This window comes from Corallococcus macrosporus DSM 14697 (assembly GCF_002305895.1).
GTDB classification, from domain to species: domain Bacteria; phylum Myxococcota; class Myxococcia; order Myxococcales; family Myxococcaceae; genus Myxococcus; species Myxococcus macrosporus.
Genome location: NZ_CP022203.1, coordinates 7,206,036 through 7,231,417 on the forward strand (window position 1 = coordinate 7,206,036; position 25,382 = coordinate 7,231,417).

Annotated in this window: 23 protein-coding genes; 11 read left to right on the top strand and 12 right to left on the bottom strand. The window is 71.2% G+C overall.

Features of this window, described 5'->3' with window-relative positions; all coding sequences use genetic code 11:
• The first annotated feature begins 17 nt into the window (after positions 1–17).
• The 3 genes from MYMAC_RS29020 (at position 18) to MYMAC_RS29030 (ending at position 5,436) form a co-directional block, all read left to right on the top strand.
• Positions 18–872 carry an alpha/beta fold hydrolase gene (locus tag MYMAC_RS29020; protein ID WP_095960426.1) on the top strand — a complete coding sequence of 285 codons (855 nt, stop codon included), beginning with the start codon at positions 18–20 and terminating at the stop codon, positions 870–872.
• A gap of 230 nt (positions 873–1,102) precedes the next feature.
• Positions 1,103–4,096, top strand: a complete 2,994-nt coding sequence (locus MYMAC_RS29025) for a choice-of-anchor D domain-containing protein (RefSeq protein ID WP_095960427.1) — start codon at positions 1,103–1,105, stop codon at positions 4,094–4,096.
• Between the two features lie 89 nt (positions 4,097–4,185).
• Entirely contained in the window at positions 4,186–5,436 is a 1,251-nt protein-coding gene (locus MYMAC_RS29030) for a serine/threonine protein kinase (RefSeq protein ID WP_095960428.1), read from the top strand.
• 8 nt (positions 5,437–5,444) lie between these two features.
• Here MYMAC_RS29030 and MYMAC_RS29035 read toward each other — a convergent pair whose 3' ends face one another.
• The 4 genes from MYMAC_RS29035 to ttcA all read right to left on the bottom strand — a co-directional run bounded on the left by MYMAC_RS29035 (position 5,445) and on the right by ttcA (position 8,366).
• Positions 5,445–5,807 carry a GFA family protein gene (locus MYMAC_RS29035; protein ID WP_095960429.1) on the bottom strand — a complete coding sequence of 121 codons (363 nt, stop codon included), beginning with the start codon at positions 5,805–5,807 and terminating at the stop codon, positions 5,445–5,447.
• 64 nt (positions 5,808–5,871) lie between these two features.
• Positions 5,872–6,696: a phosphate/phosphite/phosphonate ABC transporter substrate-binding protein gene (locus MYMAC_RS29040; protein ID WP_013938328.1), complete on the bottom strand. Its 825-nt coding sequence runs from the start codon at positions 6,694–6,696 to the stop codon at positions 5,872–5,874.
• A 12-nt stretch (positions 6,697–6,708) separates the two neighbouring features.
• On the bottom strand, positions 6,709–7,533 hold the full coding sequence (locus MYMAC_RS29045; protein WP_095960430.1) for a TerB family tellurite resistance protein: 825 nt from the start codon (positions 7,531–7,533) through the stop codon (positions 6,709–6,711).
• Complete coding sequence (ttcA, locus tag MYMAC_RS29050) at positions 7,512–8,366, bottom strand: tRNA 2-thiocytidine(32) synthetase TtcA (RefSeq protein ID WP_043710397.1); 855 nt, start codon at positions 8,364–8,366, stop codon at positions 7,512–7,514. The genes MYMAC_RS29045 and ttcA overlap by 22 nt, the downstream gene beginning before the upstream one ends.
• Positions 8,367–8,431: 65 nt before the next feature.
• Between ttcA and MYMAC_RS29055 the strand changes: the two genes are divergently transcribed.
• Complete coding sequence (locus MYMAC_RS29055) at positions 8,432–9,601, top strand: ribonuclease D (protein WP_095960431.1); 1,170 nt, start codon at positions 8,432–8,434, stop codon at positions 9,599–9,601.
• Between the two features lie 169 nt (positions 9,602–9,770).
• Here the strand turns inward: MYMAC_RS29055 and MYMAC_RS29060 are convergent, their stop codons facing one another.
• Entirely contained in the window at positions 9,771–10,412 is a 642-nt protein-coding gene (locus tag MYMAC_RS29060) for an O-methyltransferase (protein ID WP_095960432.1), read from the bottom strand.
• A 99-nt stretch (positions 10,413–10,511) separates the two neighbouring features.
• Here MYMAC_RS29060 and MYMAC_RS29065 point away from each other — a divergent pair, with 99 nt between their 5' ends.
• Complete coding sequence (locus MYMAC_RS29065; protein ID WP_239989072.1) at positions 10,512–10,865, top strand: four-helix bundle copper-binding protein; 354 nt, start codon at positions 10,512–10,514, stop codon at positions 10,863–10,865.
• 2 nt (positions 10,866–10,867) lie between these two features.
• Here MYMAC_RS29065 and MYMAC_RS29070 read toward each other — a convergent pair whose 3' ends face one another.
• Positions 10,868–11,479: a hypothetical protein gene (locus tag MYMAC_RS29070; protein WP_095960434.1), complete on the bottom strand. Its 612-nt coding sequence runs from the start codon at positions 11,477–11,479 to the stop codon at positions 10,868–10,870.
• A 117-nt stretch (positions 11,480–11,596) separates the two neighbouring features.
• A complete protein-coding gene (locus MYMAC_RS29075) occupies positions 11,597–13,090 on the bottom strand; it encodes a carboxypeptidase M32 (protein WP_239989073.1) in 1,494 nt (497 codons plus the stop codon).
• A 70-nt stretch (positions 13,091–13,160) separates the two neighbouring features.
• On the opposite strand from MYMAC_RS29075, the gene MYMAC_RS29080 reads away from it, so the two are divergent.
• A complete protein-coding gene (locus MYMAC_RS29080) occupies positions 13,161–13,703 on the top strand; it encodes a hypothetical protein (RefSeq protein ID WP_013938319.1) in 543 nt (180 codons plus the stop codon).
• A 10-nt stretch (positions 13,704–13,713) separates the two neighbouring features.
• Here MYMAC_RS29080 and MYMAC_RS29085 read toward each other — a convergent pair whose 3' ends face one another.
• The 3 genes from MYMAC_RS29085 to MYMAC_RS29095 form a co-directional block, all read right to left on the bottom strand.
• A complete protein-coding gene (locus tag MYMAC_RS29085) occupies positions 13,714–15,033 on the bottom strand; it encodes a sensor histidine kinase (protein WP_095960436.1) in 1,320 nt (439 codons plus the stop codon).
• Positions 15,030–15,428, bottom strand: coding sequence for a hypothetical protein (locus tag MYMAC_RS29090; RefSeq protein ID WP_239989074.1), 399 nt, complete (start codon positions 15,426–15,428; stop codon positions 15,030–15,032). Before MYMAC_RS29090 ends, MYMAC_RS29085 begins: the two co-directional genes overlap by 4 nt.
• 139 nt (positions 15,429–15,567) lie before the next feature.
• Positions 15,568–17,193: a peptide chain release factor 3 gene (locus MYMAC_RS29095; protein WP_013938316.1), complete on the bottom strand. Its 1,626-nt coding sequence runs from the start codon at positions 17,191–17,193 to the stop codon at positions 15,568–15,570.
• A gap of 113 nt (positions 17,194–17,306) precedes the next feature.
• On the opposite strand from MYMAC_RS29095, the gene MYMAC_RS29100 reads away from it, so the two are divergent.
• The 5 genes from MYMAC_RS29100 to MYMAC_RS29120 all read left to right on the top strand — a co-directional run bounded on the left by MYMAC_RS29100 (position 17,307) and on the right by MYMAC_RS29120 (position 21,915).
• Positions 17,307–17,702, top strand: coding sequence for a RidA family protein (locus MYMAC_RS29100; protein ID WP_095960438.1), 396 nt, complete (start codon positions 17,307–17,309; stop codon positions 17,700–17,702).
• A gap of 98 nt (positions 17,703–17,800) precedes the next feature.
• On the top strand, positions 17,801–18,751 hold the full coding sequence (locus tag MYMAC_RS29105) for a hypothetical protein (protein WP_095960439.1): 951 nt from the start codon (positions 17,801–17,803) through the stop codon (positions 18,749–18,751).
• 51 nt (positions 18,752–18,802) lie between these two features.
• A complete protein-coding gene (locus MYMAC_RS29110; RefSeq protein WP_239989075.1) occupies positions 18,803–19,492 on the top strand; it encodes a response regulator transcription factor in 690 nt (229 codons plus the stop codon).
• Complete coding sequence (locus MYMAC_RS29115; RefSeq protein WP_095960441.1) at positions 19,489–20,883, top strand: sensor histidine kinase; 1,395 nt, start codon at positions 19,489–19,491, stop codon at positions 20,881–20,883. The genes MYMAC_RS29110 and MYMAC_RS29115 overlap by 4 nt, the downstream gene beginning before the upstream one ends.
• A gap of 129 nt (positions 20,884–21,012) precedes the next feature.
• Positions 21,013–21,915, top strand: coding sequence for a helix-hairpin-helix domain-containing protein (locus MYMAC_RS29120; protein ID WP_204817003.1), 903 nt, complete (start codon positions 21,013–21,015; stop codon positions 21,913–21,915).
• On the opposite strand, the gene MYMAC_RS29125 is transcribed toward MYMAC_RS29120, so the two are convergent.
• Together MYMAC_RS29125 and MYMAC_RS29130 are read right to left on the bottom strand one after the other, a co-directional pair.
• The gene (locus tag MYMAC_RS29125) at positions 21,867–23,042 is read right to left on the bottom strand and encodes an esterase/lipase family protein (protein WP_095960443.1); all 1,176 of its coding nucleotides are present in this window, start codon (positions 23,040–23,042) and stop codon (positions 21,867–21,869) included. The genes MYMAC_RS29120 and MYMAC_RS29125 overlap by 49 nt on opposite strands.
• A gap of 168 nt (positions 23,043–23,210) precedes the next feature.
• A complete protein-coding gene (locus tag MYMAC_RS29130) occupies positions 23,211–25,238 on the bottom strand; it encodes a Kelch repeat-containing protein (RefSeq protein ID WP_204817005.1) in 2,028 nt (675 codons plus the stop codon).
• Positions 25,239–25,382: the final 144 nt, after the last annotated feature.

Sequence of the window (25,382 nt, forward strand, 5' to 3'; positions counted from 1 at the left end):
ACGGGGCAGGAGGCCCCGTGTCCGACGCGCTCGAATCCCTCACCCTTGATGCCGAAGGCCTGGCGCTGCACGTTCGCCAGCGCCGCGCCGCTTCCACGCCCGCCGTCCTGTTCCTGCACGGCTGGCTGGACCACTCCCACAGCTTCGATGCCCTCCTCCCGCACCTGCCGGCCTCGTGGCGGCTGGTGCTGCTCGACTTCCGGGGCATGGGCCGCAGCGCCCACGTGGGCCCCGGCGCCACCTACCAGTTCAGCGACTACGCGCTGGACGTGGAGGCCACGCTGGACGGGCTGGGCCTGGACGCGGTGCACCTGGTGGGGCACTCGCTGGGTGGCATCGTCTCCCAGGCCTACGCCGCCGCGCGGCCCGAGCGCGTCCAGAGCGTGACGCTCATCGAGAGCCTGGGCCCGGCGGGTGGCCCCGCGGAAGGCGCCCTGGAGCGGCTGCGCAGCGCCCTGAAGGACGCGCGCCGCCCGCCCAACCGCAAGCGCTACCCCACCGTGGAGGCCGCCGCGGCGAGGCTGCTCGAAAACAGCCCCACGCTGACCCGGGACGCGGCGCTGTACCTGGCCCGACACGGGACGGAGCCCTTCGAGGGCGGCGTGGCCTTCACCTTCGACCCGCGCCACCGCCGCCGCTTCGGCATGGGCTACGACGAGGCCCAGTGGCTGGCGCTCCAGGCCGGCATCGCCTGCCCTCTCCAGCTCCTCCTCGCCACCGGCGGCCTGCGCCACGATGAAGGCCTGATGCGGAGCCGCGTCCAGGCGCTCCACACGCTCGCCCACCCGCCGCTCCACATCCCCGGTGGACACCACGTCCACATGGAACAACCCGCGGTAGTCGCGGAGGCGCTACTTCGCCTCATCCGCTGACAAGCACCTACCTCACCTCACCGACAGAAGGACGGGAAAGTCTTTCACCCTCCAGGGTAGCGCTATTCCTCATTGCCGCCATCCCAACACTGCCAGAGCGCCAACCTACTGAAATCAGGGAACCTGCCCCTTGGCCCCTGCGTTGGTACGCGAATTGATTGAGGAGCAGGCGGCGGATCACGCACCGGGACCAGGCGGGTGCGTGTGGGGAGAAGGGTGGGGAGCGGGAGATGCGGATGGGGCTGACAGGGCGTGGACTCACACTGGCGTTGCTCGTGGCGCTCGGGACGGCATGTCACGAGGGGAAGGAGACCCGCGCGGTGCAGGCCACCGCGGTGGTGGACTCGAACCTCCTCGACTTCGGCGAAGTGCCCGTGGGTGAGTGGCGGGAACGGGAGGTCCGCATCCGCAACGTCGGCTACGTGCCCTTCTCCGCCCTGGACGCGCTGGGCCTGGCCAACAACCCGTCCTTCGAGGTGGAGCTGACGGAAGGCGCTCGGGTGATGCCGGGCGAGTCCCACGTGGTGCTCGTGCGCTTCCACCCCCTCACCGAGGGCCTGGCGACGGAGACGGTGCACGTCACCACGGACGCCAACCAGGGCCAGGAGGCCCGGGTGCAGGTGATGGGCATGGGCACGCCCACCCAGATTGGCGTGGAGCCGCCCCTCCTGGACTACGAGACGCTCGAGGTGGACAGCGAGCGGACGCTGGAAGTCACGGTGACGAACCCGGTGGACCTGCCGCTGACGCTGTCCGTCGCCGGCACGCATGCGGAGCCGTTCACCGCGGACACCGTCACCATCCCGCCGCTGTCCTCGCGGAAGGTGAGCACCAAATACCTGCCTCGCGCGCTGGGCAACATGGGCGCGCGCCTGGAGATTCTCTCCTGTGCGGGCTGCACGCCGTCCACCGTGGAGCTGAAGGGCAACTCGGTGGCCTCCGCCTTCGTGTTCGACCCGGCGCCCGTCCCCTTCGACTTGACTCCGGTGCACGAGCGCACGCAGTCCTTCACGCGCGCGCGCAACATCACCTGGCGCCCCGTCACCGTGGAGCGGCTGGTCACCAGCGACCATGCCTTCGTGCCGGTTTCCCGGCCGGAGGGCTCCACCGTCGGGCCGGGCGAAACCGTGGAGATGCAGATGGAGTTCGCGGCGCGCTACTCCGGCCCCAACGTGGGCGACCTCACGGTGCACTACACGTCCGACAAGGCGCGCCAGTCGCAGGTGATTCTGGACGCGCGCGGCGGCCGGCCCACGCTGGCGGTGACGCCGGTGGCGCTGGACTTCGGCGAGGTGCCGGTGGGCGGCAAGGTGGAGCGCGTCATCCGCATCTCCAACGCGGGCACCAACGGCAACCTCCTCTTCACCGGCGTGGCGTCGGGCGGGGACAGCCCCCAGTTCAGCGTGGACGTGCCCACGCGCGGCGCCGAGGCCTACCCGTGGAGCGGCGGCGTCTGGCCCGTGCTGGAGGCCAACCCGGGGCTGCCCATCGCCCCCGGCGCGGACGCGCTGGAGCTGAAGGTCTACTTCGAGCCCACCGCCGCGGGCACGTGGACGGCCTCGCTGCGCGTGCGCTCGGATGACCTGTTCAACCCGGAGCGCGAAATCATCCTCACCGGCCGCGCGCGCGCCACCGCGCCGTGCGTCTACGAGCTGGTGCCGCAGCCCCTCATGGACTTCGGCAACGTGACGCCGGGCCGCGGCGCGGTGCTGGGCTTCCAGTTCCGCAACCCGGGCAGCGCCGAGTGCGCCGTGAAGGACATCCACATCAGCAATGACGGCGGCGGCGTCTTCTTCATGCCCGGCGGCCGGCTCACCGGCGGCGTGGTGGCGTACGACACGGGCTTCAGCGCCATGGTGGCCTTCCGGCCGCAGGCGGAGGGCGACTACACCGGCGAGCTGCAGCTCACGGTGAGCAACCCGGCCGCGCCCACGGTGCGCCTGCCGCTGAGGGGCGTGTCCCGGCAGAGCTGCCTGGTGGCGACCCCGTCCTTCGTGGACTTCGGGCCCATCCGCTACGACTGCGCCGCGATGCCCCGGAAGACGTACGTGGCCAACCGGTGCAGCAGCCCCATCACCGTGACGGGCGCGGACATCGGCCACGGCACCAGCAACCAGTTCTCGCTGGTGACGCCCATGACGGCCCCCGTCACCCTGGGGCCGGGCGAGGGCTTCGAGCTGGAGGTGGGCTACGCGCGCAACGTGCACGGCCAGCACTTCAGCCCGCTGTACCTGCGCACGGCCAACGAGCCGTCGCCCTACCTGGTGCCGCTGCTGGCGGAGACGAACCACGAGGGCATCCAGGTGGACCGCTACACGCAGGGCACCGACAGCCAGCTGGACGTCCTCTTCGTGGTGTCCAACACCACCACCATGCAGCCGTACCAGGAGCGCCTGCAGGCGGCGATTCCGCAGTGGCTCCAGACGGCCCAGACGAACGGCGTGGACGTGCGCGTGGGCGTCACCAGCACGGGCCTGGTGGCCCGGGGTCCGCAGTGCGGCGGCGGCGCCAACGGCGGCGAGGCCGGGCGCCTCTTCCCGGTGGACGGCAGCCGGCCCCGCGTGGTGTCCAGCACCAGCGCCAACGCGGCCGCGGACATCCAGGCCAACCTGGGCGTGGGCATGTGCCACAACCTGGTGCAGGGCCTGGAGACGATGCGCCAGGCGCTCTCCGCGCCCCTGTCCGAGCAGATGGACGACTTGCGCACCCCGCAGCCCAACGACGGCAACGCCGGCTTCCTCCGCGCCGCGGCCCGCATGGCGGTGGTGGTGCTGGCCGACGAGGACGACAACTCCGGCTTCGGCCCGGAGAGCTACATCCAGTTCCTCCAGACGCTGAAGGGCACCGGCATGTCGCACCGCAGCCAGCTCTACGGCCTGGTGCCCACCGACGCGGCCTGCGCCACCGCGGGCAGCGGGGCGCCCCGCTTCACCGCCGTGGCCCAGGGCACGGGCGGCCAGGTGGCCAACGTCTGCGGCCAGAGCTACGACGGGCTGCTGGAGCAGGTCATCCAGCGCGCCGGTGAGCCGCAGGCGGACTTCCCGCTCACCGCGGCGCCCACGGGCCTGGGGGAGATGAGCGTGCGCATCCAGGGCCAGCCGGTGCCCGCGACGCAGTGGGTCTACGACGCGGAGCAGAACGCCATCGTCTTCCAGCCCGGGGCCATCCCCCTGGCCGGCCAGTCCGTGGAGGTCCGCTACCGCAGCGTCTGCGCGGCCCCGTAGGCCACGAGGGCCCCGGGTCGAGGTCGGGTCCGCCCCGGCCTCAACACGGAATTCCATGGAAGAATTGAAATGATGCGCCGTGGACTTCCGTGTCCCCACCTGGCGCGGGTATCGTGGCGGACGTCGTGGAAACATTCGGCCGCTACGAGCTCCTCCGGAAACTCGCCATTGGCGGCATGGGCGCCGTCTACCTCGCCCGGCAGAAGGGGCCGGTGGGGTTCCAGAAGCTGCTGGTGGTGAAGCGGCTCTTGCCCCACCTGTCCGAGGACGACGAGTTCATCGACATGTTCCTGGACGAGGGGCGCATCGCCGCGCACCTCAACCACCCCAACATCGCGCAGATATACGACTTGGGGGACGTGGACGGGCAGTACTTCATCGCCATGGAGTACGTGCACGGCGAGGCCGTGGGTCCCCTGGGCGCCCGGGCGCAGCAGCGCGGCATCATGATTCCCCTGGGCCTCAAGTGCCGCATCATCGCGGACGCCGCCGCGGGCCTGGACGCGGCCCACAACGCGCGCAGCCCGTCCGGCCGCAAGCTGGCGTTGATCCACCGGGACGTGTCCCCGCAGAACGTGCTGGTGGGCTTCAACGGCGGCGTGAAGCTCATCGACTTCGGCGTGGCCAAGGCGTCCGGGAAGCTGTCCCAGACGATTGTCGGCACCATCAAGGGCAAGCACGCGTACATGTCCCCGGAGCAGGCCCGGGGCGAGCCGCTGGACTCGCGCTCGGACGTGTTCGGCCTGGGGACGGTGTTCTACGAGCTGCTGACGCAGCAGCGCCTCTTCAAGCGCGAGACGGAGCTGGCCACGCTCAAGGCGGTGGTGGGGACGAAGATTGTCCCTCCGTCGGAGGTGGTGCCGGAGATTCCCAAGGCGCTGGACGCCATCGTCTTCAAGGCGCTGGCGCGCAAGCGCGACGAGCGCTTCTCCACCGCGGGCGAGCTGCAGCTCGCGCTGGAGGAGTTCCTCCTCACCCAGAAGCTGCACGCGACGACGGCGCACCTGGCGGCCTTCATGCGGGGCATGTACGCGGAGGAGCTGGAGGAGGACCGCTTCGCCACCGAGCCCACCGTCATCAACTTCGACCCGCGTCAGGCGGCCCGGGCGCCCCGGTCCACGGCCCGGCCCCCCGGGAGCAGCGGTGGCTCCTCGCCCGCGGCGGCTCCCGTGCCCGGCGGACAGGCGCGGCCCGCCGCGCAGGCCCGCCCACCGTCCGCCGCGCCCGGCGCGAAGCCCGCCGCCCCGGCGAAGCCCGCCCGGACGATGACGACGGAGGCCGCCGCCGCGAAGCGGCCGCCGCCCAAGGGCCCGGGGGGCCAGGGCGACGGCGGCAAGTAGGCAGTGGACTAGAAGCTCTTCCCGTCCACCTTCATCACCTGCAGGCCGTCCAGCTCGATGCCATCCAGGCAGCGGACGTTGATGGCGCGCATCTCCTTGCCGTCCGGCATCGTGCCCTTCCCGAAGGAGCGGACGCCACACGTGGCACAGAACATGTGGTGGATGGCCTTCTTGCCGAACTGGTAGTCGGTGATGTGCTCGGCGCCCTTCTGCAGGTTGAACTGCTCGGCGGGCGCGAAGCTCAGCAGCATCCCCGTCTTGAGGCAGATGGAACAGTTACACGACAGCAGGGGCTGACCGAGGTCCAGGCTCACGTCGTAACGGACCTGACCACAGTGGCAACCACCCTCGTAGCGCTTGGATTCGGACATGCGCGCATCCTGCCCCAGCGCGCGCGGCGGCAGGGCAGCGAAAATATGGCACCTCGCTGCGGGGCTACAGGCTGGCCAGCGCCACGCGGTACAGCGCGCGGTAGCCCATGCGCGGCGCGGCCTCGAAGCGCTCCGCGTTGAAGATGTCCTTCAGCAGCGCCTGCCCGTCCGGCGACGCCTGGAGGCTCAGCAGCGTGGACTCCAGCGACGTCACGAGCTGCGGCGGCAGCCCCATGGCCACCGGGACGCCGTCGTTGGGGGCCTCGTCGGTGTACGCAATCAGCTCGAAGCGCCGGCCCGCGCCCGCGCCCAGCACGTCCTCCACGCCGGTGGCGAACGTCAGGCCCGTGGACGCCGGCGGACAGAAGACGCTGGTGACGTCCGCCTTGCCATCCAGCACCGCCTCCAGCGCGCCCTGGTACGAGCCGGCGAAGTGCTGCGCGAAGAAGGCCCGCGTCGGCTCCAGGCCCTGCGTCTTGAGGTAGGCGGTGGGCAGCAGGTAGCCGGCCACCGAATCCCGGTCCACCCACGCGGCGGAGGTGCCCTTGAGCCGCTCCACCGTCAGGCCCGCGCCCGCCCGGCACACCAGGGCGGCCCGGTAGGACGACATGCCCCGGCGCACCCCGCGCACCACCACCCGCACGCCCATGGCCTCCATCCGCGCGCAGACGAAGGGCGGCGCCCAGGCCGCGTCCGCGCGGCCGGAGAGCAAGTCCTTGGCGAGCGTCTCATAGCTGGAGGCGACGCTCACCTCCACCAGCTTGCCCAGCGCCCGTTGCAGGAACGAGGCAAGCCGGTCCGCGCGCTCTCGCGCCGTCTCGCTGCCCAGGGAGGGGGGCAGCCCGAACCGGAAGGAATGCCGGGGCGTCGCGGGGGCTTGCAGGGTCATACGACCCCCTAACTACCCCTCCCTGCCCAGGCGCGCCACTTCATCGTCAGCCAGGCCGAAGGTGGCCTGGAGCATGTCCAGGATGCGCTGCTCTGGATGGCTCGGCGAGCCCCCCGCGTGGGCAATCTTGGTGGCCAGCCGGAAGGCCTTCACCCGCTGGGCGTGCGTCGTCAGGCCGTGGGCCAGGACGTGGAGCCGCTGGGGCAGCCCCTCCGCGGCCAGGGCCGACACGGCCTCGCTGACGAAGCTCTGGGCGCGCTCGGGGCTGACGTTCTCGAAGAGGGGGTCCGCCGCGAAGCTCTCCACCAGCGCCCGGGCCTCCGCCTCCTGGAGCTTCCCGTCCGCGGCGCTGACCAGCACCATGACCTCCGCGAACAGCCGCTCCAGCGGCTCGCCCAGCGCCTCCGCCAGGCTGCCGCCGTTCTCGATGACGTCGATGATTTGCGCCACCTCGTCCTCGGAGATGCCCAGCGCGGCCTGGAACGTCTTGAGCAGGCCCAGCTCGTCCCGGGTGGCGCGCTGGTCCGCCAGCGCCACCGCCGCCGCCAGCCCGAAGGCCAGCATCCGGTTCTTGTGGTCCGGCAGCCGGCGCCGCAGCGACGCGAGCACGTCCTCCAGGTTCCGGGCCTCCGACAGCCGCGCGGCGCTGGTCTCCACCAGGGCGTTGAGCTCGTCGGGCCGGGTGCCCTCGAACTCCGGGCGCTCCAGGACGCGGCTGAGCAGCGTCTGCATCTCCCGCTGCGTGACGCGGCCGTCCGCCATGGCGGCCAGCAACATGGCCTCCACCAGCGCGCCGTTGCGGTCGTTCCGCGCCTTCACTGCCTGCTCTCGAGCCATGGGCTGGCGCTCCCTTGCGTGTCCTTCGGTTCGGTCGTCGTGGCCCCGTCCTCGCTGGCGTTCAGCGGGTCGGGGTTGAGCGTCTTGTCCAGCAGGTGGGTGGGCCGCACGTTCGCCATGGCGTTGAGGACGCTCTGGCGGACGTTGGGAATCTCCTTGCCCAGCTCCTCCACCAGCCGCTGCATCCGCTTGCGCTGGAGGTTCTCCTGCGTGCCGCACAAGTCACACGGGATGATGGGGAAGGCCATCAGCTCCGCGAACCTCGCGATGTCCTTCTCCGGCGCGTAGCACAGCGGGCGGATGACCACGTTGCGCCCGTCGTCGCTGCGCAAGAGCGGCGGCATCGCCTTGAGGGAGCCGGCGAAGAAGAGGTTGAGCAGCAGCGTGTGGATGAGGTCGTCGCGGTGGTGCCCCAGGGCAATCTTGGTGCAGCCCAGCTCCACCGCCGCCGTGTAGAGGATGCCCCGCCGCATGCGCGAGCACACCGAGCACTGCGTCTTGCCCGGCGGCGTCTTCTCCAGGACGATGCTGTAGGTGTCCTCCTTCAGCAGCTTGTACGCGTAGCCCTCACGCTGGAAGTACGACTCCAGCTTGTCCGCGGGGAAGCCGGGGTGGCCCTGGTCCAGGTTCACCGCCAGCAACTCGAACTTCACGGGCGCGCGGCGCTGCAGCTCCCGCAGGAGGTGCAGCATCGTGTAGGAGTCCTTGCCTCCGGACACGCCCACCATGATGCGGTCCCCGTCCTCGATGAGGCGGTGGTCCGCGATGGCTCGGCCCATGTGGCCAAGCAGACTCTTTTCCAGGCGCTGGACGTCGTTCATCGGCGTGGCCATCCTAGCGGCGGCCCGGGAAAAAACACCTCAATCCCAAAGCCCGGTCCGCTAGCCTGCCCCCCGCAATGCCGACCTACCCACAAGGTGCCGTTGACGTCGTGGACGCCGCGGGAGAAGAGAGCGCCACCCACAAGCTGGAACAGGCGCGTGAAATCGCCGTGGACCTGGAGGCGGATTCGATGCACGCCTTCCGCGCCCGGCTGTGCTTCCTCCAGCTCGCCACCGATGACGAGGTCTTCCTGCTCGACACGCTCCAGCCGGGCGTGGTGCCGGGGATGCTCGCCCCGCTGATGGCCGACCCGGCGCGGACCAAGTTCTTCCACGCCGCCCAGGGGGACCTCCAGTTCCTCGCCGAGGTGGGGGTGCGGGTCCAGGGCCTCTTCGACACCCACCGGGCGGCCACCCTGCTGGGCTGGCCCAAGGTGGGCCTGGCGGACATCGCCCGGGAGCGCCTGGGCGTGGAGCTGCCGAAGGAGCACCAGCAGTCCGACTTCTCCATCCGCCCCCTGCCCCCGGGCATGAGGGAGTACATCGCCAATGACGTGCGCTACCTGTGCGAGCTGGGCCGCCAGGTGCGAGACGCCTGCCGCGAGGCGGACATCCTGGAGGAGGTCCTCCTGGACTGCGCGCGCCTGTGCGACGAGGCCGCGGCGCGCCCCGACGTGGGCGCGGACTACAAGCCCAAGCTGCCGCGCGCCGGGCTGAGCCCCGTGCAGCTCACGCTGGCGCACGCCATTGCCCAGGCCCTGCACCGCAAGCGGCTGGAGTGGGCGGAGAAGGAGAACGTGCCCATGGGGCGGATGCTCTCCAACATGGCCATTGGGGACATCGCGGTGAAGCTGCCCACCAACCCCAAGGAGCTGGCGCGGATGGCCGGCGTGCGGGGTTCGTTCATCCGCGCGCACGGCGAGGACCTCCTGGCCGTGGTGCGCGAGCTGCTGGAGAGGTCGCGCCGGGGCGAGCTGGCGCCGGAGCGCGAGTCCAAGGGCCCCAGGGACTCCAACAAGCGCAAGCGCGAGGAGGCCCTCAAGGCCTTCCGCGTGGAGAAGGCCACCGAGCGCAAGGTGACGCCCAGCGTGGTGCTGACCAATCCGCTGATGGACGCGCTGGCCTCGCAGCCCCCCAAGGACGTGGAGTCCCTGAGCCAGGTGCCCTACTTCGGGGAGAAGCGGGCGCGGCTGTACGGCGCCGCGCTCGTGGAGCTGCTGGCCGCCTACCCCGTCCTCAACGCCTGAAGCGCCGGGCCGAGGCCGCGACCTGCTCGCGGCCCTGGCCCCAGTCGTGGAGAATGTCCGCCCGCGCGGGCGCCTTCGACTTCCTGCGCGAGCACTCCGAGACGCTCCGCGAGCGGCTGCCACGAGACGACGCGCCGTGGCTGGAGCGCTTCCTGACGCGCTACCGAGCTCAGCGCTTGCGCGCGAGCATCATCCCGTCCCGCACCGTCAGCAGTACGTGCTCCACGCGCGGGTCCGCCGTCACCTTCGCGTTGAAGTCGACAAGGGCCTGGTCGCTGGCCGCCTCCGGCTGGAGCACCCGGCCCGACCACAAGACGTTGTCCGCGATGATGAGCCCACCTTGGCGCACGAGCGGCAACACCGCGTCCCAGTAGGCGCCATAGCTGGGCTTGTCCGCGTCGATGAACGCCAGGTCGAAGGGCCCCTGGAGCGTCTTCAGCGTGTCCAACGCCGGTCCCATGCGCAGGTCGATTTTCCGACCGTGAGGGCTGCGCATGAAGAAGGCGCGCGCCACGTCGGTGGCCTCGGGGTCGATGTCGCAGGTGATGAGCGCCCCGTCCTCCGGGAGCGCCTCCGCCATCATCAACGCCGAGTACCCGGTGAAGGTGCCGATTTCCAACACGCGCCGCGCGCCGGTGAGCGCGACGAGCAGGCGCAGGAAGGTGCCTTCGACGGGCCCGACCTGCATGCCTGGGGAGGACATCCGCGCGTACGTGACGTCACGTAGCTCTTCGAGGAGGGGCGCGGGTGCAGTGGTGTGCGCGTCCGCGTACGCCTCGATTTCGGGAGGAACGAGCGTGAGCTTGGGCATGTCCCACCGATTAGCACGTACCGGAGGGCTCCCCACTTCGGGTTGCCGTCAGACGCCTCGTGCATAACTTTGTCGTCGCTCTGGATGGAGGAGACCTCGATGCTGGCAGCCAGAATCGGCGGTGCGCACGCGGAGGTGTCCCGCTGCATCGCCGCGAGCCTCCAGTGTCAGGTTTCCTGTGAAGAGGGCATGGCCCGCAGGGTGGCGCGCGGCGAGCCGCTGTCCAGTGAAGCGGTCCGCCTGCTGCGGCAGTGTGCCGAACTGTGCGAACTGAATGCCCGGGCGCTCCAGAAGGAGAGCCGGCTGGCCCGCCGCACCGCGAGCCTGTGCTTCGACCTGGCCAACCTGGTGGCCAGGGCCTCGTGGCTGGACGCGGAGGACCGGGACTCGTACACGCTCGCACGGGACGCGCTGCAACTGGCCCGCGCGTGCAGGCCCCTGCTCTTCACCTGAACTCAGAAGCGCAGGTGGGGGCTGAGCACCAGGGTCGGCCCGGCTCCCGTGCAGATGGGGTCATAGGGCTCATGGTTGATGTCGCAGCGCTGGTAGTAGCCGCCCAGGGTGACCCCCAGCGGACCGGCGATGCGCACGTCCAGCCCGGCGCCCGCGGCCAGCGCGAGATGGGTGCTGGAGTACAGGCGCGGGACAAAGGCATCCGTATCGATTTTCGTGGAGGTGCTGGTCCCCACGCGGAGCGCCACCCAGGGCGAGACACGCCGGTCCCGAAGGAAGCGGTAACGCGCCTCGCCGGCGGCGCCCCAGAAGCTGCTTGACGGGTGCCGGGCAAGCGCATCCCCAGGACGCCAGTGGTCCAGGTCCGCGGCTTGCGACGTCCTGAAGGTCCGGCCCCACTGCAACACGAACCCGAACTCCACGTTGAACCGGGTCAGCACGAGCACCTGGGCGCTCAGGAGCCCTCCACGGTTGTTGCTGTTGTTCCCAGCGAAGAGGCCACCGCCGCCGGCAAGCAGCAGCCCCCACTCCTGCGACGTAGGCGCCTGTGCCCTCGCGAGGCCAGGCAGCAGCAGGCTGAACAACACGGCGGACGTCATCAGACGCATGAACATCACGGCATCCTTTCAGACGCGCACGCCGGCCCGGCGCCGTCCTGGGTATCAACGGACAGCCCAGACACGAGGCGGCCTCCCTGCCGCCTCCCCACCGAGGCACGCGCCCTCGGCCGCTCAGAGCGAGAGACTGTAGAGCGCGCCGTACTTCTCCTTCAAGTACGCCAGGAAGTCCGTGTCCGTGAGGCCCTGTCCCGTCACCTGCTTCACGCGCTCCTCCGCGGAGAGGCGGAAGCCGTGCTGGTGCACGTGCGTGCGCAGCCAGTCTCGCAGGGGCAGCAACTCACCGCGGCTCAATCCCGCCTCCAGGTCCGGCAGGTCGCGCTTCGCCGCGCGGTAGAGCGAGGCCGCGTAGAGGTTGCCCAGCGAGTACGTGGGGAAGTAGCCCAGCTCGCCCCAGGCCCAGTGGATGTCCTGCAGCACGCCCTGCGTGTCATCCGGCGGGGTGATGCCCAGGTACTTCTCCATGCGCGCGTTCCACGCGGCGGGCAGCTCGTCCACCGGCAGCTCGTCGCGCACCAGCAGCAGCTCCAGCTCGTAGCGCAGCGCGATGTGCAGGTTGTACGTCACCTCGTCTGACTCGATGCGGATGAGCGACGGCCCCACCGCGTTCACCGCGGCGTGGAACGACTCCACGTCCGTGCCGGACAGCGCCTCCGGGAAGGCCGCGCGCAGCACCGGGAAGTAGTGCCGCCAGAAGGGCAGGCCGCGGCCCACCATGTTCTCCCACAGGCGTGACTGCGACTCGTGCAGGCCCATGGAGGGCGCGGCGGACAGCGGCGTGCGGTGGAGCTCGGGCGCGAAGCCCTGCTCATACAGGCCGTGGCCGGCTTCATGGATGGTGCTGAAGATGGCGGGGAATGGCGTGGCCGTGTCCACGTGCGTGGTGAGCCGCACATCCAGCGGGTGCGTGCCGCCCGTGAAGGGGTGGATGCTCAGGTCCTGCCGGCCCGCCTCCAGGTCAAAGCCGATGTCCTTCAGCAGCCGCAGGGTGAAAGCCCACTGCGCGTCCTTGTCGTAGTGACGGCCCATCAGGAAGGGCGCCACCGGCCGGCGCACCGCGGTGAGCTTGCCCACCATGGGGACGAGGTGCTCGCGCAGCGCGGACAGCACCGGCGTCAGGCGCGCCACGCGCATGCCGGGCTCATGGCCCTCCAGCAGCGCGTCGTAACGCTCCCCGTCGTGGCCATACGCGTCCGCCTGCTCCCGGCGCAGCGACAGCAGGCGCTGGAGCGCGGGCTGGAAGATGCTGAAGCGCCTCGCCTGCCGGGCTTCCCGCCAGGCGGGGATGGCGTCGCTGATGGCCCCGGCCAGCGCCTTCACCAGGGGCGCGGGGACGCGCACCTCCCGGTCCCGCTCGCGCGTCAGCACCGCCACCATGGCCCGGGCGTCTTCGGACAGGTCCGCTTGCGAGGCGGCCCGGGCCAGGGCCTCGCCCAGCCGGGGGTCCACCAGGCGCTCATGGTGCAGCCCCTGCAGGGTGGAGAGCTGGTGGGAGCGCGCGGGGCCCGCCTTGGAGGGCAGGTACGTCTCCATGTCCCACGTGGCCAGGCCAATGAGGCCCTGAAGGTCGCGAAGCTCCTGCATCCGGGTCAGCAGCCAGGTATCCATGCCCGGAGTCATAGCCCGCTTCGCGGCGCACTATCGCGAAAGACGCAGTCAGGGGTATGAGGGCTGCGCGATGGCCAACGTCATTCAGTTCTTCATGTCCCCCGAGGACGAAGTCGCCTTCTTCCGCTTCCTGGAGCGCTTCGTCCTGGAGGTGTACCCCCGGCGCGTCCCCGAGGACTGGGAGACCTTCCGCGCCAACATGGAGAACCTGGAGCGGCTGCCCCCGGAGGACCTCTACCTGGTGGCCTCCGAGCTGGGCGCGGCCATCGTGGACAAGGTGAAGCGCGGGCCGGACAAGGGCTACTGGCGCATCGACGAGGTGCGCTCCCCCGTCATCTTCATGGAGCGCTGCCGCCCCAACGAGGAGGGCGAGCTGCTCAGCGGGAAGATGTGGGCCGAGCTGGACATCACCGCCCAGACGGGCCGGAAGAACGCGGCCCCCGACAAGTTCCGGCGCCTGTTCCTCGAAATCGAGGAGTACATCAAGAAGACGCACCGCAGGAGCGAGCCCAAGGGCTTCTACGTGGGCCCGAAGACGGCGCGCCTCTGCAAGGAAGGGCTGGTGCTGCGCGACTCCGCCTTCCGCGGCGGCACGGTGACGCCCTACAAGTAGCCGCCGCGCCTCAGGGCGAGGCCACGGGCAGGGTGAAGAAGAAGGTGCTCCCCTGCCCCTCCTGGCTCTCCACGTTGAGCGTCCCGCCGTGAGCGGCCACCAGGTTCCAGGCGATGCTCAGCCCCAGCCCCGTGCCGCGCCCCGGTGAGTGGCTGGCCCGCCAGAAGCGCTCGAAGAGGTGCGGCGCGTCCTCGGCGGGGATGCCCGGGCCAGAGTCCTTCACGGCGATGCGCACCCACGCCCCCGCTTCCTCCGGGCGGGCGCTCAAGACGATGGTGCCGCCCGGGGGCGTGAACTTGATGGCGTTGCTCACCAGGTTGGCCAGCACCTGGAGGACGCGCTCCCGGTCGGCGCGCACCGGCGGCGTCCGGGGCGCCAGCGCCACCGTGAGCCGCTGCTCCTTCTCCAGGGCGAGCGGCCGCAGCACCTCCAGCGACTGCGCCAGCAGGTCCTCCACCGGGTGGGGCTGGAGCGCCAAGGGGATGGGCATTCCGCGCAGGCGCGCCCGGTCCAGCAGGTTGCCGATGAGGCTGCTCATCTGCTGCTCGGCGAGGACGATGTTCTCCAGGTAGCGGCGGCGGCGGGACTCCTTCTCCGGCGCCGTGCCCGTCTTCAGAATCATCTCCGCGTTCATCCGCACCGCGAGCAGCGGCGTCTTGATGTCATGGGAGACGACGGTGAGCAGCTCGTCGCGCCAGCGCACCGCCTCCTGGGCCTGGAGGAACAGCGCCTCGGCGCGCTCGCGCAGCCACACCTCGCGGCGCAGGACGTGCTCCCTGGCCAGGGCCACCGCCAGCAGGTTCGCCACCGCGTCCAGGAGGGACAGCCCCTCTTCCTGGAGCCCCACCGCCTCCACGTGGAGCGCGCCCAGGATGCCCTCCTTCGCCACCAACGGCAGGGTGATGGCCCCCGGCGCCACGGCGGGCTCCGCCGCGAACACGCCCGCGGGGGCATCACGGCCCTGGAGCGCCACCTGCTCCAGTCCCACGAGGTAGGCGTACGCCGCGGCGGCATGGGCCACGGCCCGGGACAGCGTGGACGCCCCGTCCCCGGCGGGATGCCACGCCGACAGGCAGGGCCGCTCCAGGGCGGGCTGCCCGGCCGCGTCCACGCCCTCCAGCAGCAGCGCGGCGCGCACCGGGAGCCAGCGCGTCAGGCGCTCCACCAGGGCGGAGAAGCTGGACGCGAGGGTGTCCGCGCCACAGAGCAACTGGCCAAGCTCATGGAGCCGCGCCTGGTGGCGGCGGCCGTGCCCGCGCTTGTGCCACGCGCGGCGCGGCCGCCTGCGAAAGGCGGGGCCGTTCCCCGCGGGGCGCCGTGGCTCCTTCATCGCGGGCGACCGGCCCCTTCCGACCGGGCGCTGTCCACGGCCAGCAGCTCCTCGCGGAGCGCCGCGGAGAGGACCTCACCCGTCAAGGCATCCAGGACCCGCAGCCACTCCTCGACCAGGACCACCAGCGACTCCTCCAGCCGCTCCGGGTCGAGCTCCGCCGCGACCGGATGCAGCCCGTCGAAGCGAACGCCCTCCGGCGTGACGGCCAGCACCGACAGGTGCGGATGGGCCATGGCCACCCGCTGGAGCACCCGCGCCAGGATGGCCACCAGGGTGACCTCGCCCAGGGCCAATCGGCCACGGCGCCAGAGCGCCTGGCAGAGCCGCTCGAACAGGTCCACCAGGGAGTGAGGGGATGGGCGCGGCGCCCGGCGCTCGAGCCAGGCACGCACGACCTCGTGAGGTAGGAGGTTCCGCTCTGACATGCAGGGGGCCGCTGCGGTGCTTCGCGCGAAGCCCCCTCCGCTTAATGAAGCCCCTGGCGAAAGTCCACTCGTACAGGGGCCCGACCCGTCCGGCGCCTCCCGGCGCTCAGGCGCCCGACGCCACCGGGGTCGCCTGCCGGAGCTGCGGGGCCTCCGAGAGGAACTTCAGGTCCGGGTGCTTGTCCTCGGCGTGCTGGAGCGCCCAGTCATCCCGGAAGAGCACCAGCGGCAGGCCGTCCCGGTCCTGCACCGTCTGGCGGTTGCCTTCCCAGTCGAACGCCTTCGGGTCGAAGTTGGGCCCCACCACCCAGCGCGCATGGCTGAAGGGCAGCCGGTCGAGGGCAATCTTCGCGCCGTACTCGTGCTCCAGGCGGAACTGGAGGACCTCGAACTGGAGCGCGCCCACCACGCCGACGATGGGGTCCTTCATGCCCATCTGGAGCTGCTGGAAGATCTGCACCGTGCCCTCCTCGGAGAGCTGCTCCAGGCCCTTCTCCATCTGCTTGCGGCGGAGCGGATCCTTGCTGCGGACGACGGCGAAGAACTCCGGGCTGAAGCGCGGCACGCCCTCGAACTCCACGCCGGTGCCTTCCGCCAGCGTGTCACCGATGCGGTACTGCCCCGGGTCGAACAGGCCGATGACGTCGCCGGGCCACGCGTCCTCGATGGAGGTGCGCTCGGCGGCCATGAACTGGCTCGGCTTGGCCAGACGGACCTCCTTGCCCAGCCGCGAGTGGAAGGCGCTCATGCCCTTCACGTAGCGCCCGCTCACCACGCGCATGAACGCGATGCGGTCGCGGTGCGCGGGGTCCATGTTCGCCTGAATCTTGAACACGAAGCCGGCGAACTTCGGGTGGGTGGGCTCGCGCGGTCCATTCGTCGTCGGACGCGGGGTGGGCGCGGGGGCCAGGTCCAGGAAGGCGTCCAGGAACGGGCGCACGCCGAAGTTGGTCATCGCGCTGCCGAAGAACATGGGCGTGAGCTGCCCCGCGTCGCTCTTCTCGCGGGTGAACTCGTCGCCGCCAATGTCCAGCAGCTCGATGTCCTCGTGCAGCTTCGCCAGCTCCGCGTCGGTGAGGACCGACTTGATTTCATCCGAGTCGATGGAGACCGAGCGCTCGCCCACCTCGGACTCGCCGTGGGAGCCCTCGGCGGAGAAGACGTGGACCACGCGGGCCTGCCGGTCATAGACGCCGCGGAAGTCCGGCCCCATGCCGATGGGCCAGTTCATCGGGTAGGAGCGGATGCCGAGGATCTGCTCCAGCTCGTTCATCAAATCCAGCGGCTCACGGCCGTACCGGTCCAGCTTGTTGACGAAGGTGAAGATGGGGATGCCCCGCAGGCGGCAGACCTTGAACAGCTTCTTGGTCTGCGGCTCCACGCCCTTGGCGGCGTCGATGAGCATCACCGCCGCGTCCGCCGCGGCCAGGGTGCGGTAGGTGTCCTCGGAGAAGTCCTGGTGCCCCGGGGTGTCCAGCAGGTTCACCGCGTGGTCGCGGTAGCTGAACTGGAGGACGGACGAGGTGACGGAGATGCCGCGCTCCTTCTCCAGCTCCATCCAGTCGGACGTGGCGTGCCGCCTCGCCCGCTTGGCCTTCACGCTTCCGGCCAGGTGGATGGCGCCGCCGTAGAGCAGCAGCTTCTCGGTGAGGGTCGTCTTGCCCGCGTCGGGGTGGGAGATGATCGCGAAGGTGCGCCGCCGGGCGACCTCCCTTTGGAGCTCGTTCGTCATGACCCGGGGCCAACTATCACGGGCGGTGTTTCCTTGCAGCTTGCAAGCGGCGCTTGCCGCCCGGCCGGTGCCCCGTGCGAGGCTGCCGCCCCTCACCTACCCCTGGAGAGCCGATGAAGCGCACCCAGCATTCCACTGGAACCCCGTGGGAGCCCAAAGTGGGCTACTCGCGCGCCGTCCGTGTGGGCCCCTTCGTCTCCGTGTCCGGGACGACGGCCACCGATGGCCACGGAAACATCGTCGGGGTGGGAGACGCGTACATCCAGGCGCGGCGGGCCCTGCAGAACATCCAGGCCGCGCTCGAGGCCCTGGGCGCCCGCCTGGAAGACGTGGTGCGCACGCGCATGTACGTCACGGACATCCAGCGGTGGGAGGAGGTGGGCCGGGCGCACGGCGAATTCTTCGCCCACATCCGCCCCGCGACCTCCATGGTGGAGGTCAGCCGCCTCATCTCCCCTGAAATCCTGGTGGAGATTGAAGCGGACGCCGTCGTCACGGACGCCGGTTGAGGACGGGGGCGGCCGTCCAGGCGTGCGCCGCCCTCCACAGTCCCTCAACACTTCTGCCGCAAGGTGGAGCCCTCAACGCAGCCAGAGGGGGTCTCCACGTGAGTCTCAGCAAGTCGTTCAAGAAGGCCGTGAAGAAGGTGAAGAAGTCGGCGAAGAAGGCGGGCAACGCGGTGGTGGACACCGCGAACAAGGCGGCCGACACCGTCACCGATACCGCGGGCACCGTGACGAACCAGGTGAGCCGCGAGGCCGAGCAGCTCGCCCGGGAGGTGGACACGCTCACCCGTGACGCCGCGAAGCTGGCGGAGCAGGCGTATGCGGAGTCCCTGGCCGCCGGGGAGGCCGCCTGGAACGAGGTGGTGGAGCTGTCCACCCGCTTCCTCACGGACGCGCTGAGTGACGTCGCCCAGACGCTGGCCGAGGACGTCTACCGCGAGCACCTGGCCCTCCTGGAGGGCATGGCCGAGACGGGCTACGCGCTGCTGACGAACCCCACCCGCCACAAGCAGGTGGAGTTCCTCGTGGGCCAGTCCTCCCAGAAGAAGAAGGACGACGACACGCAGAAGACGGTGAGCTCGCTCTCCCAGGACGCGTCGGTCCAGCGCACCAACAACGACGCCCGGGGCAAGGGCTTCATCACCTTCTCCCTCGGCAGCGGCGGTGACGCGGCCTACGGCGCTGGCGCCGAGGGCAACTTCGGCTTCGCCTTCGACCTCCCGGAGCTGAAGGAACTGCGCGGCTACTACGGCGTGGGCGGCGTCGCGGGCCTCGCGACCGGCGCGTCGCTGGACTTCCAGCTTGGCGTCTGGGCGGACAAGCCCTCCAAGCTCGACGGCCCCGAGCTGTCCGTGAGCCTGGGGGCCAGCCTCAAGTATGGCGGGAGCGTCCAGGTCGTCTTCAACGCGCCCGCCACCGAGCGGGAATGGACGGACTTCCTCACGAGTGGCAAGCTCGAGCTCGCCGGCCTCGTCGTGAGCCTCGGCGTCGGCGTCAGCCCCACCCCCGAGGTGAGCGCCACTGTCGGCTGTGGCTACACCTGGGTGTACTGACCGCCGCGAAGCAGCGAATCTGGCGACGCAGCCTGTCTGGGTAGAGTGTCCATGAACCCATCGGCGCGCATCCTGGTCGTGGAGGACGATGCCCCCATCGCCGCGGGCATCGTCCGTGGATTGAAGCTCGCGGGCTTCCAGGTGGCGCTCGCCACGGACGGAGTGCTCGCGCTCGAAATGGCCGAGCGCGAGCAACCCGACCTGGTGGTGCTGGACCTCAACCTTCCCGGGCAGGACGGCTTCGAGGTGATGGAAGCCTGGCGCTTCCGGCTCCGTGTCCCCATCATCGTCCTCACCGCGAGGCAGGAGCTGGAAGCCCGGCTGCGCTCCTTCGGCCTGGGGGCGGCCGACTACCTCCCCAAGCCCTTCTGGATGGAGGAGCTGGTCGCCCGCATCCGCGCGCGGCTCCTCCTCCAGGAGGAGCGCCCGCGACGCGTGCTGCGCTGGGACGACGTGAGCCTGGACCTCGACGCCCGCGAGGCGAGCCGCGAAGGCACCGGCGTCCTGCCGCTCACGCGCCACGAGTTCGACGTGCTCGCGTACCTCGTGGAGCGTCCGGGACGGGCCCTGACGCGCGCCCAGATTGCCCAGCACGCGCTGCCGCCCAGCGAGGAGCGCGATGACCGGACCGTGGACTCTCACGTCGCGCGCATCCGCAAGAAGCTGGGGCCCGCGGGCGCGCGCATCCAGACCTCCTGGGGGATTGGCTACCGGTTCGTCCCCGACGAGGCGCCGCGGTGAGGCTGCGCAACCGCCTGGCCCAACGCATCCTCGTCGCCTCGGCGCTCCTCGGCCTGCTGGGAACGCTGGCCGCCTCCATCCTCGCGGTCTTCCTGGCCGTGGATGCCGCGCTGAAGCATGGCGCGAGGATGACCGCCGCGCTCGTGCTCGCGCCCCAGACCGCCGACTGCCGGACGACGCCGGGATGGCGCTTCCGGAGTCCGGACGGCGTGGAGGTGGAGGCGTTCGACCTGGCCCAGGTCGGGACGGGCACGCCCGGCGCGCGGCCGGACCCCACGCTGCTCGCCCGGCTCGCCCAGGGCGAGCGTGAGCCCACCGTCTTCTACCCTCCGCTGTTCCATCCGGAAGCCGAGTGGGCGGGGGCCACCCTGCTGAAGCTCGGCGAGGCCGGCCCCTGCAGCCTCCTGGAGCTCCGCTGGCCCCTCATGCACGAGCGCGCCCTGGTGGGCCAGTGGGTCTTCGCGTCCGCCGTCCTCTTCACGCTGCTCGCGGCGGCGCTGTCCACCTTCGCCGTCGCCCAGCCCCTGCTCCAACGCCTGCGCGGGCTGCACCGGGCGGCGGGGATGCTCGGGGCGACCGGGTATCGCTCCGCGGCGGATGGCCAGGACGATGAGCTGGGCGAGCTGTCACGGGTGCTCGACGCCACCCATGCCCGTGTCCAGGAGGACGCCACCCGCATCGAGGCCCAGAAGCACGCGCTGGAGCGGCACCTGGCCGACGTCGCGCACGACCTGAAGACGCCCATCGCCTCACTCCAGTTGTCGCTGGAGCTGGCCTCGACGACGCCCACCGAGCCGGCCGCCGCGCTCCTCCGCCAGGGCCTCGAGGACACCGTCTACCTCACCTCCCTGGTGGACAACCTCCACCTCGCCTGCCAGCTCGGAGAGGGCATTGACCCGACCGCGGGCGACCCGCGCGTGGAGCTGGGACAGACGATGGAGCGCGTCGTGCGCAGGCTCCAGCAGCTCGCGCGGCTGCTGGAGCGGACCGTGGAGTGCGCCCGGCCCGACGAGGCGCTCTGGGTGCGCTGCAACCCCACGATGCTGGAGCAGGCCCTGAGCAACCTGCTGCACAACGCCGTCACGCACGGCGAGGCGGGGGGCCACGTCGTCGCCGTCCTCGAGGATGCGGAGCCCGGGCGCTTCCGGCTCACCGTGCTCGACGACGGCCCAGGGCTCCCGCCAGGGGACCTCGAGCGCCTGGGCGAGCGCGGGTTTCGAGCGCAGGCCACGCGGCGGCGGGCGACCCGGGGCAGCGGCCTTGGACTGTCCATCGTCCGCGAGCTGTGCCACCGCGTCGGCTTCTCGCTCGCCTTCGCGCCCAACGTGCCCACGGGCCTGAAGGTGGTCATCGAGGGTCCTCGCGCGTCCGACGAGCGCGTGCCGCGCTGAGCGCCGCGAACCCTCGAGCAGGCGGCGAGGCAAGGCCTCCACGGCCCGCCCCGAGGGCCCGGCGCCAGGCGTGGCGATTCGCGACGGCGGTGGGCACCGTCTTCGACGCGCCTCACCTTGGAGGCAGCCATGGGCGTTGCCTGGAAGGACAACATCGACGTCGCGGATGCGCTGGAGCGCGTCGCGGACCTGCTGGAGGAGCAGGACGCGATGCCCTTCCGGGTCGGCGCCTACCGGAAGGCCGCGGACACCATCGCGCAGTGGCCCCAGCCCGTGGCGGAGCTGCTGGCGGAGAAAGACGAAGCGGGGCTGCGCGAGCTGCCCGGCGTGGGGAAGAGCATCGCCGCGGCGATGGCGGAGCTGATTCGCACGGGGCACCTGTCGCTGCTGCAGCGGCTGGAGACGGAGCACTCCCCGGAGCAGCTCCTGGCCAGCGTGCCGGGCATCGGTGCGGAGCTGGCCCGCCGCATCCACGACGAGCTGGGGGTGCGGTCGCTGGAGGAGCTGGAGCAGGCGGCGCACGACGGGCGGCTGGAGCGCGTGGAGGGCTTCGGCCCCCGGCGCGGCGAGCAGGTGCGCGAGCTGCTCGGCGCCAGGCTCGGCCGGGAGCGGCGCGGCGCCGCGCGACGGAGCGAGGCCCACGACGAAGGCCCCCGGCCCGACGTGGGCCTGATTCTCCAGGTGGACGAGGAGTACCGGCGCCGCGCGGACGCGGGCGAGCTGCGCCGGATCGCGCCGCGCCGGTTCAACCCTTCCGGCGAGGCCTGGCTGCCCGTGCTCCGCCGGAAGCTGGCGGGGTGGAACTTCCGCGTGCTCTTCTCCAACACCGCGCTGGCCCACCAGCAGGGGACCACCCGGGACTGGGTGGTCCTCTACTTCGACCAGGAAGGCGACGAAGGTCAGTGCACCGTCGTCACCGCGCACGGCGGGCCGCTCGACGGCCGGCGCGTGGTGCGCGGACGCGAGGTGGAGTGCCTCGCGTACTACGGCGTGGAGTCCGAGGAGGTCGAAGCGCCGCCGCCCGGCGCCTGAGCCGCCAGCCCGCCTTCCTGCGTGGCGATGTAGTGGATGAGGGCGGCGTAGAACTCCGGCTCGTCGAAGGTGTCCGGCCCCACGCCCACCACGTCCACATGGTCCTGGGACACCACGCTGGACATCGACGTGCTCTGGAGGCGGGACGGCGCGTTCAGGCCGCTCAGCACCGGAATGGACGTGTCCTCCGTCACCGAGTCGAAGCCGAAGAACGCGTCGTGGTAGCGCAGCCGGCGGCCCATCTGCTGGGAGCTGATGCCCACCATGCCGTCGTCATCCGCCTCATCGTGCACGCCGTCGCCGCACCCGGCCGCGCCGTCGTTGTCACCGTCTCCTTCGCAATGCCCGTCCCCGTCGATGTCGAAGAGGAACTCCTTCAACAGGTACAGCGCCGGATTCACATTCACCCCATGCTGCGCGGTGATGAGCGACACGTAGCGCCCCGCGTAGAGGCTGCTCACCGGGTACTTCTCGTTGAAGACCTTCATCCCCGTGACGACGCCATCCGAAGCGGCGTAGTCGTCGTAGACGAGCTGCTTCGCCGCCGCGTAGGCGTCATTGCCCGGCGCGTACACGGAGTCGCCGTAGTACCGCGCCAGCGCCGCGACGACGCTGGTGACGCCTGGCTTCAAATCCAGGATGTACCTGGCCACGGGCGAGCCCCGGTGCGGCGAGGACACGCTCGCCAGCACCGCCACCGACGTGACGCCGCGCCGCTCACGCAGCACCCGCGCCGCCTTGCGCGCGTCGATGCCGCCCTGCGAGTGGCCGATGATGCTCACCTTCGCCGCGCCGGTCGTGGCCATGAAGCCTTCGATGTCGTCCGCCAGGTCCAGCCCGCGGACCTCCGAGGACTGGAAGGCCGCCACCTGCGCCACGAAGGCGCGCTGCCCGCGGGCGAGGTCCCCGTTGCAATCCGTGTCGAGGCTCGACGCGCAGGCCTTGCCCACGAAGGTGCCGTAGTCGTTCCCCCAATAGTCGAAGCCGAGCAGGTCATCGAACCCGCCCATGCCGTGGGCGAACACCACGGGGTACCGCGTCTTCGCCGCGCCCGCCCAGGCCGCCGGGGCCAGCCCCAGCACGCCAACGAACACTCCCGCCATGACCACCGCTTGAAGTCCCTTCATGCGCCCCCCTTGTCTGCACGGGAGGGAGGATGGGGGCAGCGGACGCGCGGAGGGCCATGGCGAATGCGCGCCGCCATCGCGCAGGCGACACGCGGCCAGCGCCCTGTCCTCCAGGCCGCATCCGAAACCCCGCCCCGGCGACACACGCCTCCGGGGCGGGACACGCGCTCAAGGCGCGGGCGAATACAGTCCGGCCGAGGACAATGAGCCGCTGGGCCCCAGCCCCCCCGACACCAGCACGCGGCCAGAGCCCGCCAGCGTCACCACGCCCGCGCTCGTGAGCGCCGAGGGCAACGTCCCCGCGCCGTGCCACCGACCGCTGGCCAGGTCGAAGACCTCGGCCGAGGCCAGCAGGCCCACGCCGCCGCCCCCATCCCCCCCCAGCACCAGCACGCGGCCGGAGGGCAGCAGCGCGGACATCGGTCCGTAGCGCGGGTGCTGCATGGCGGCGAGCGACGTCCAGGTGCCCGTCGCCGGGTCATAGAGCTCCGCCGTGGCGAGCGCGCCCCCCGCGCCCCAGCCCCCCGCCACCAGCACCTTGCCCGACGGCAACGCCACCGCCGTGTGCCCATACCGCGGCCCGGACAGCGAGCCGGTGGGCATCCACTGCCCCGTGGACAGGTCGTAGAGCTCCGCCGTCGCCGTGTCGCCCTCCGGCGTGTTCCCGCCGACGACGAGCACCTTGCCGGACGGCAGCGACGTGGCCGAGTGATACTGGCGCCGCCGGCTCATCATCCCGGTGGAGGTCCACGTCCCCGTGGCGGCGTCATACAGCTCCGCGGTGGCCAGCATGCCGAAGAAGCTGGAGCTCATCCGGCCCCCCGCCACCAGCACCCGGCCGTCCGGCAGCGCCGTCGCGGTGTGGCGGGCACGAGGGCTCGCCAGCCCCCCCGTGGCGCTCCAGGTGCCCGTGGCCGCGTCGTAGAGCTCCGCCGAGGCGAGATAGCTGGACGACGTGCTCTGGCCCCCCGAGGCCAGCACCCTCCCATCCGGCAGCACCGTCAGGGTGTGCTGATAGCGCGCGCCGAGCAGCGCGCCCGACGGCGTCCAGGCGCCCGTCGCCTCGGAGTAGCGCTCCGTGCTCCCCAGGGCCGTGCTGCCATTGGAGGTGCCACCGGCCACCAGGACCTCTCCGGTGGGTAGCACCGTCACGCCGTGGTGGAAGCGCGCGGACAGCATGGCGTTCGCCGCGCGCCACGGGAGCGTGGGCGGGAGGTAGCGTTCAGCGGAGGCCGTGCGCAGGACGCCATCCGGACTTCCCCCCGCGACCAGCACCTCGCCCGTGCCCAGCAGCGAGGCGGTATGCCCCAGCCGGCTGATGCCCATGGACACCGTGGAGGACCACAGCGCGGTGACGGGGTCATACAGCGCCGCGCTCTGGAGGTAGGGCTCGCTCCCGTCAGAGCCCCCGGTGACGAGCACCTCGCCGGAGTGCAGCACCGTCGCCACATGGTGCGCGCGGTCGCTGGGCATCAGGTTCCCCGCGGAGCCCCAGACGCCCGTCTCCACGTCATACAGCTCCGCGCTGCGCGTCGCGGTGAGGTCATCCACCCACCCGCCCGCCACCAGCACCTTGCCATTCAAGAGCGCCGTCGAGGTGTGCCCCGCGCGTGGAGAGGCCATGGGGGCGGCGGGAGCCCAGAAGCCCGTGACGGGGTCATACAGCTCCGCGGTCCGCAGGACGGAGCCCCAGGCGCTGGAGCGCCCGCCCGACACCAGCACCTTGCCGTCGGGCAGCAGCGTCGCCGCGTGGCCCAGGCGGGGCACGTTCATGCTGTGGGTGGCGGTCCAGGTCCCCGTGGCGACGTCATACAAACGCGCCGTCCTCAACGCGCTGCCCGTGCCGTCCTCGCCGCCCGTCACCATCACCTGGCCATTGAGCAGCAGCGTCGCGGTGTGTCCCGAGCGCAGGGAGTCCAGGCTGCCCGTGGCGGACCAGGCGCCGGTGGCCACGTCGTACAGCTCGGCGGTGCCCGTGGTCGCCGCGGTGGCGTCACCGCCCACGACCAGCACCTTGCCGGCGGGGAGCAGCGTCGCGGTGTGCCGGCGGCGCATGGCCACCATCTGTCCCGCGCCGAGCCACTGCGCGGTCGGCACGTCGTATTGCTCGGCGCTCGTGGAGGACTGGCCACCGGCCACCAGCACGCGGCCATTGGGGAGCACGGTCGCCGTGTGGTCCAGGCGCTGCGTGGACATGCTGGGGGTGCTCACCCAACGGAGGGAGGTCAGCTCGGTCTCCTGGCTCCGCGTCGCATTCAGCGCATCTGCAAATTCCTCGTGTGAGCATCCCGCGAACACGAGCGACAACAAGAGCGCGGCCTTTCGGCCGAACCCGGCAGG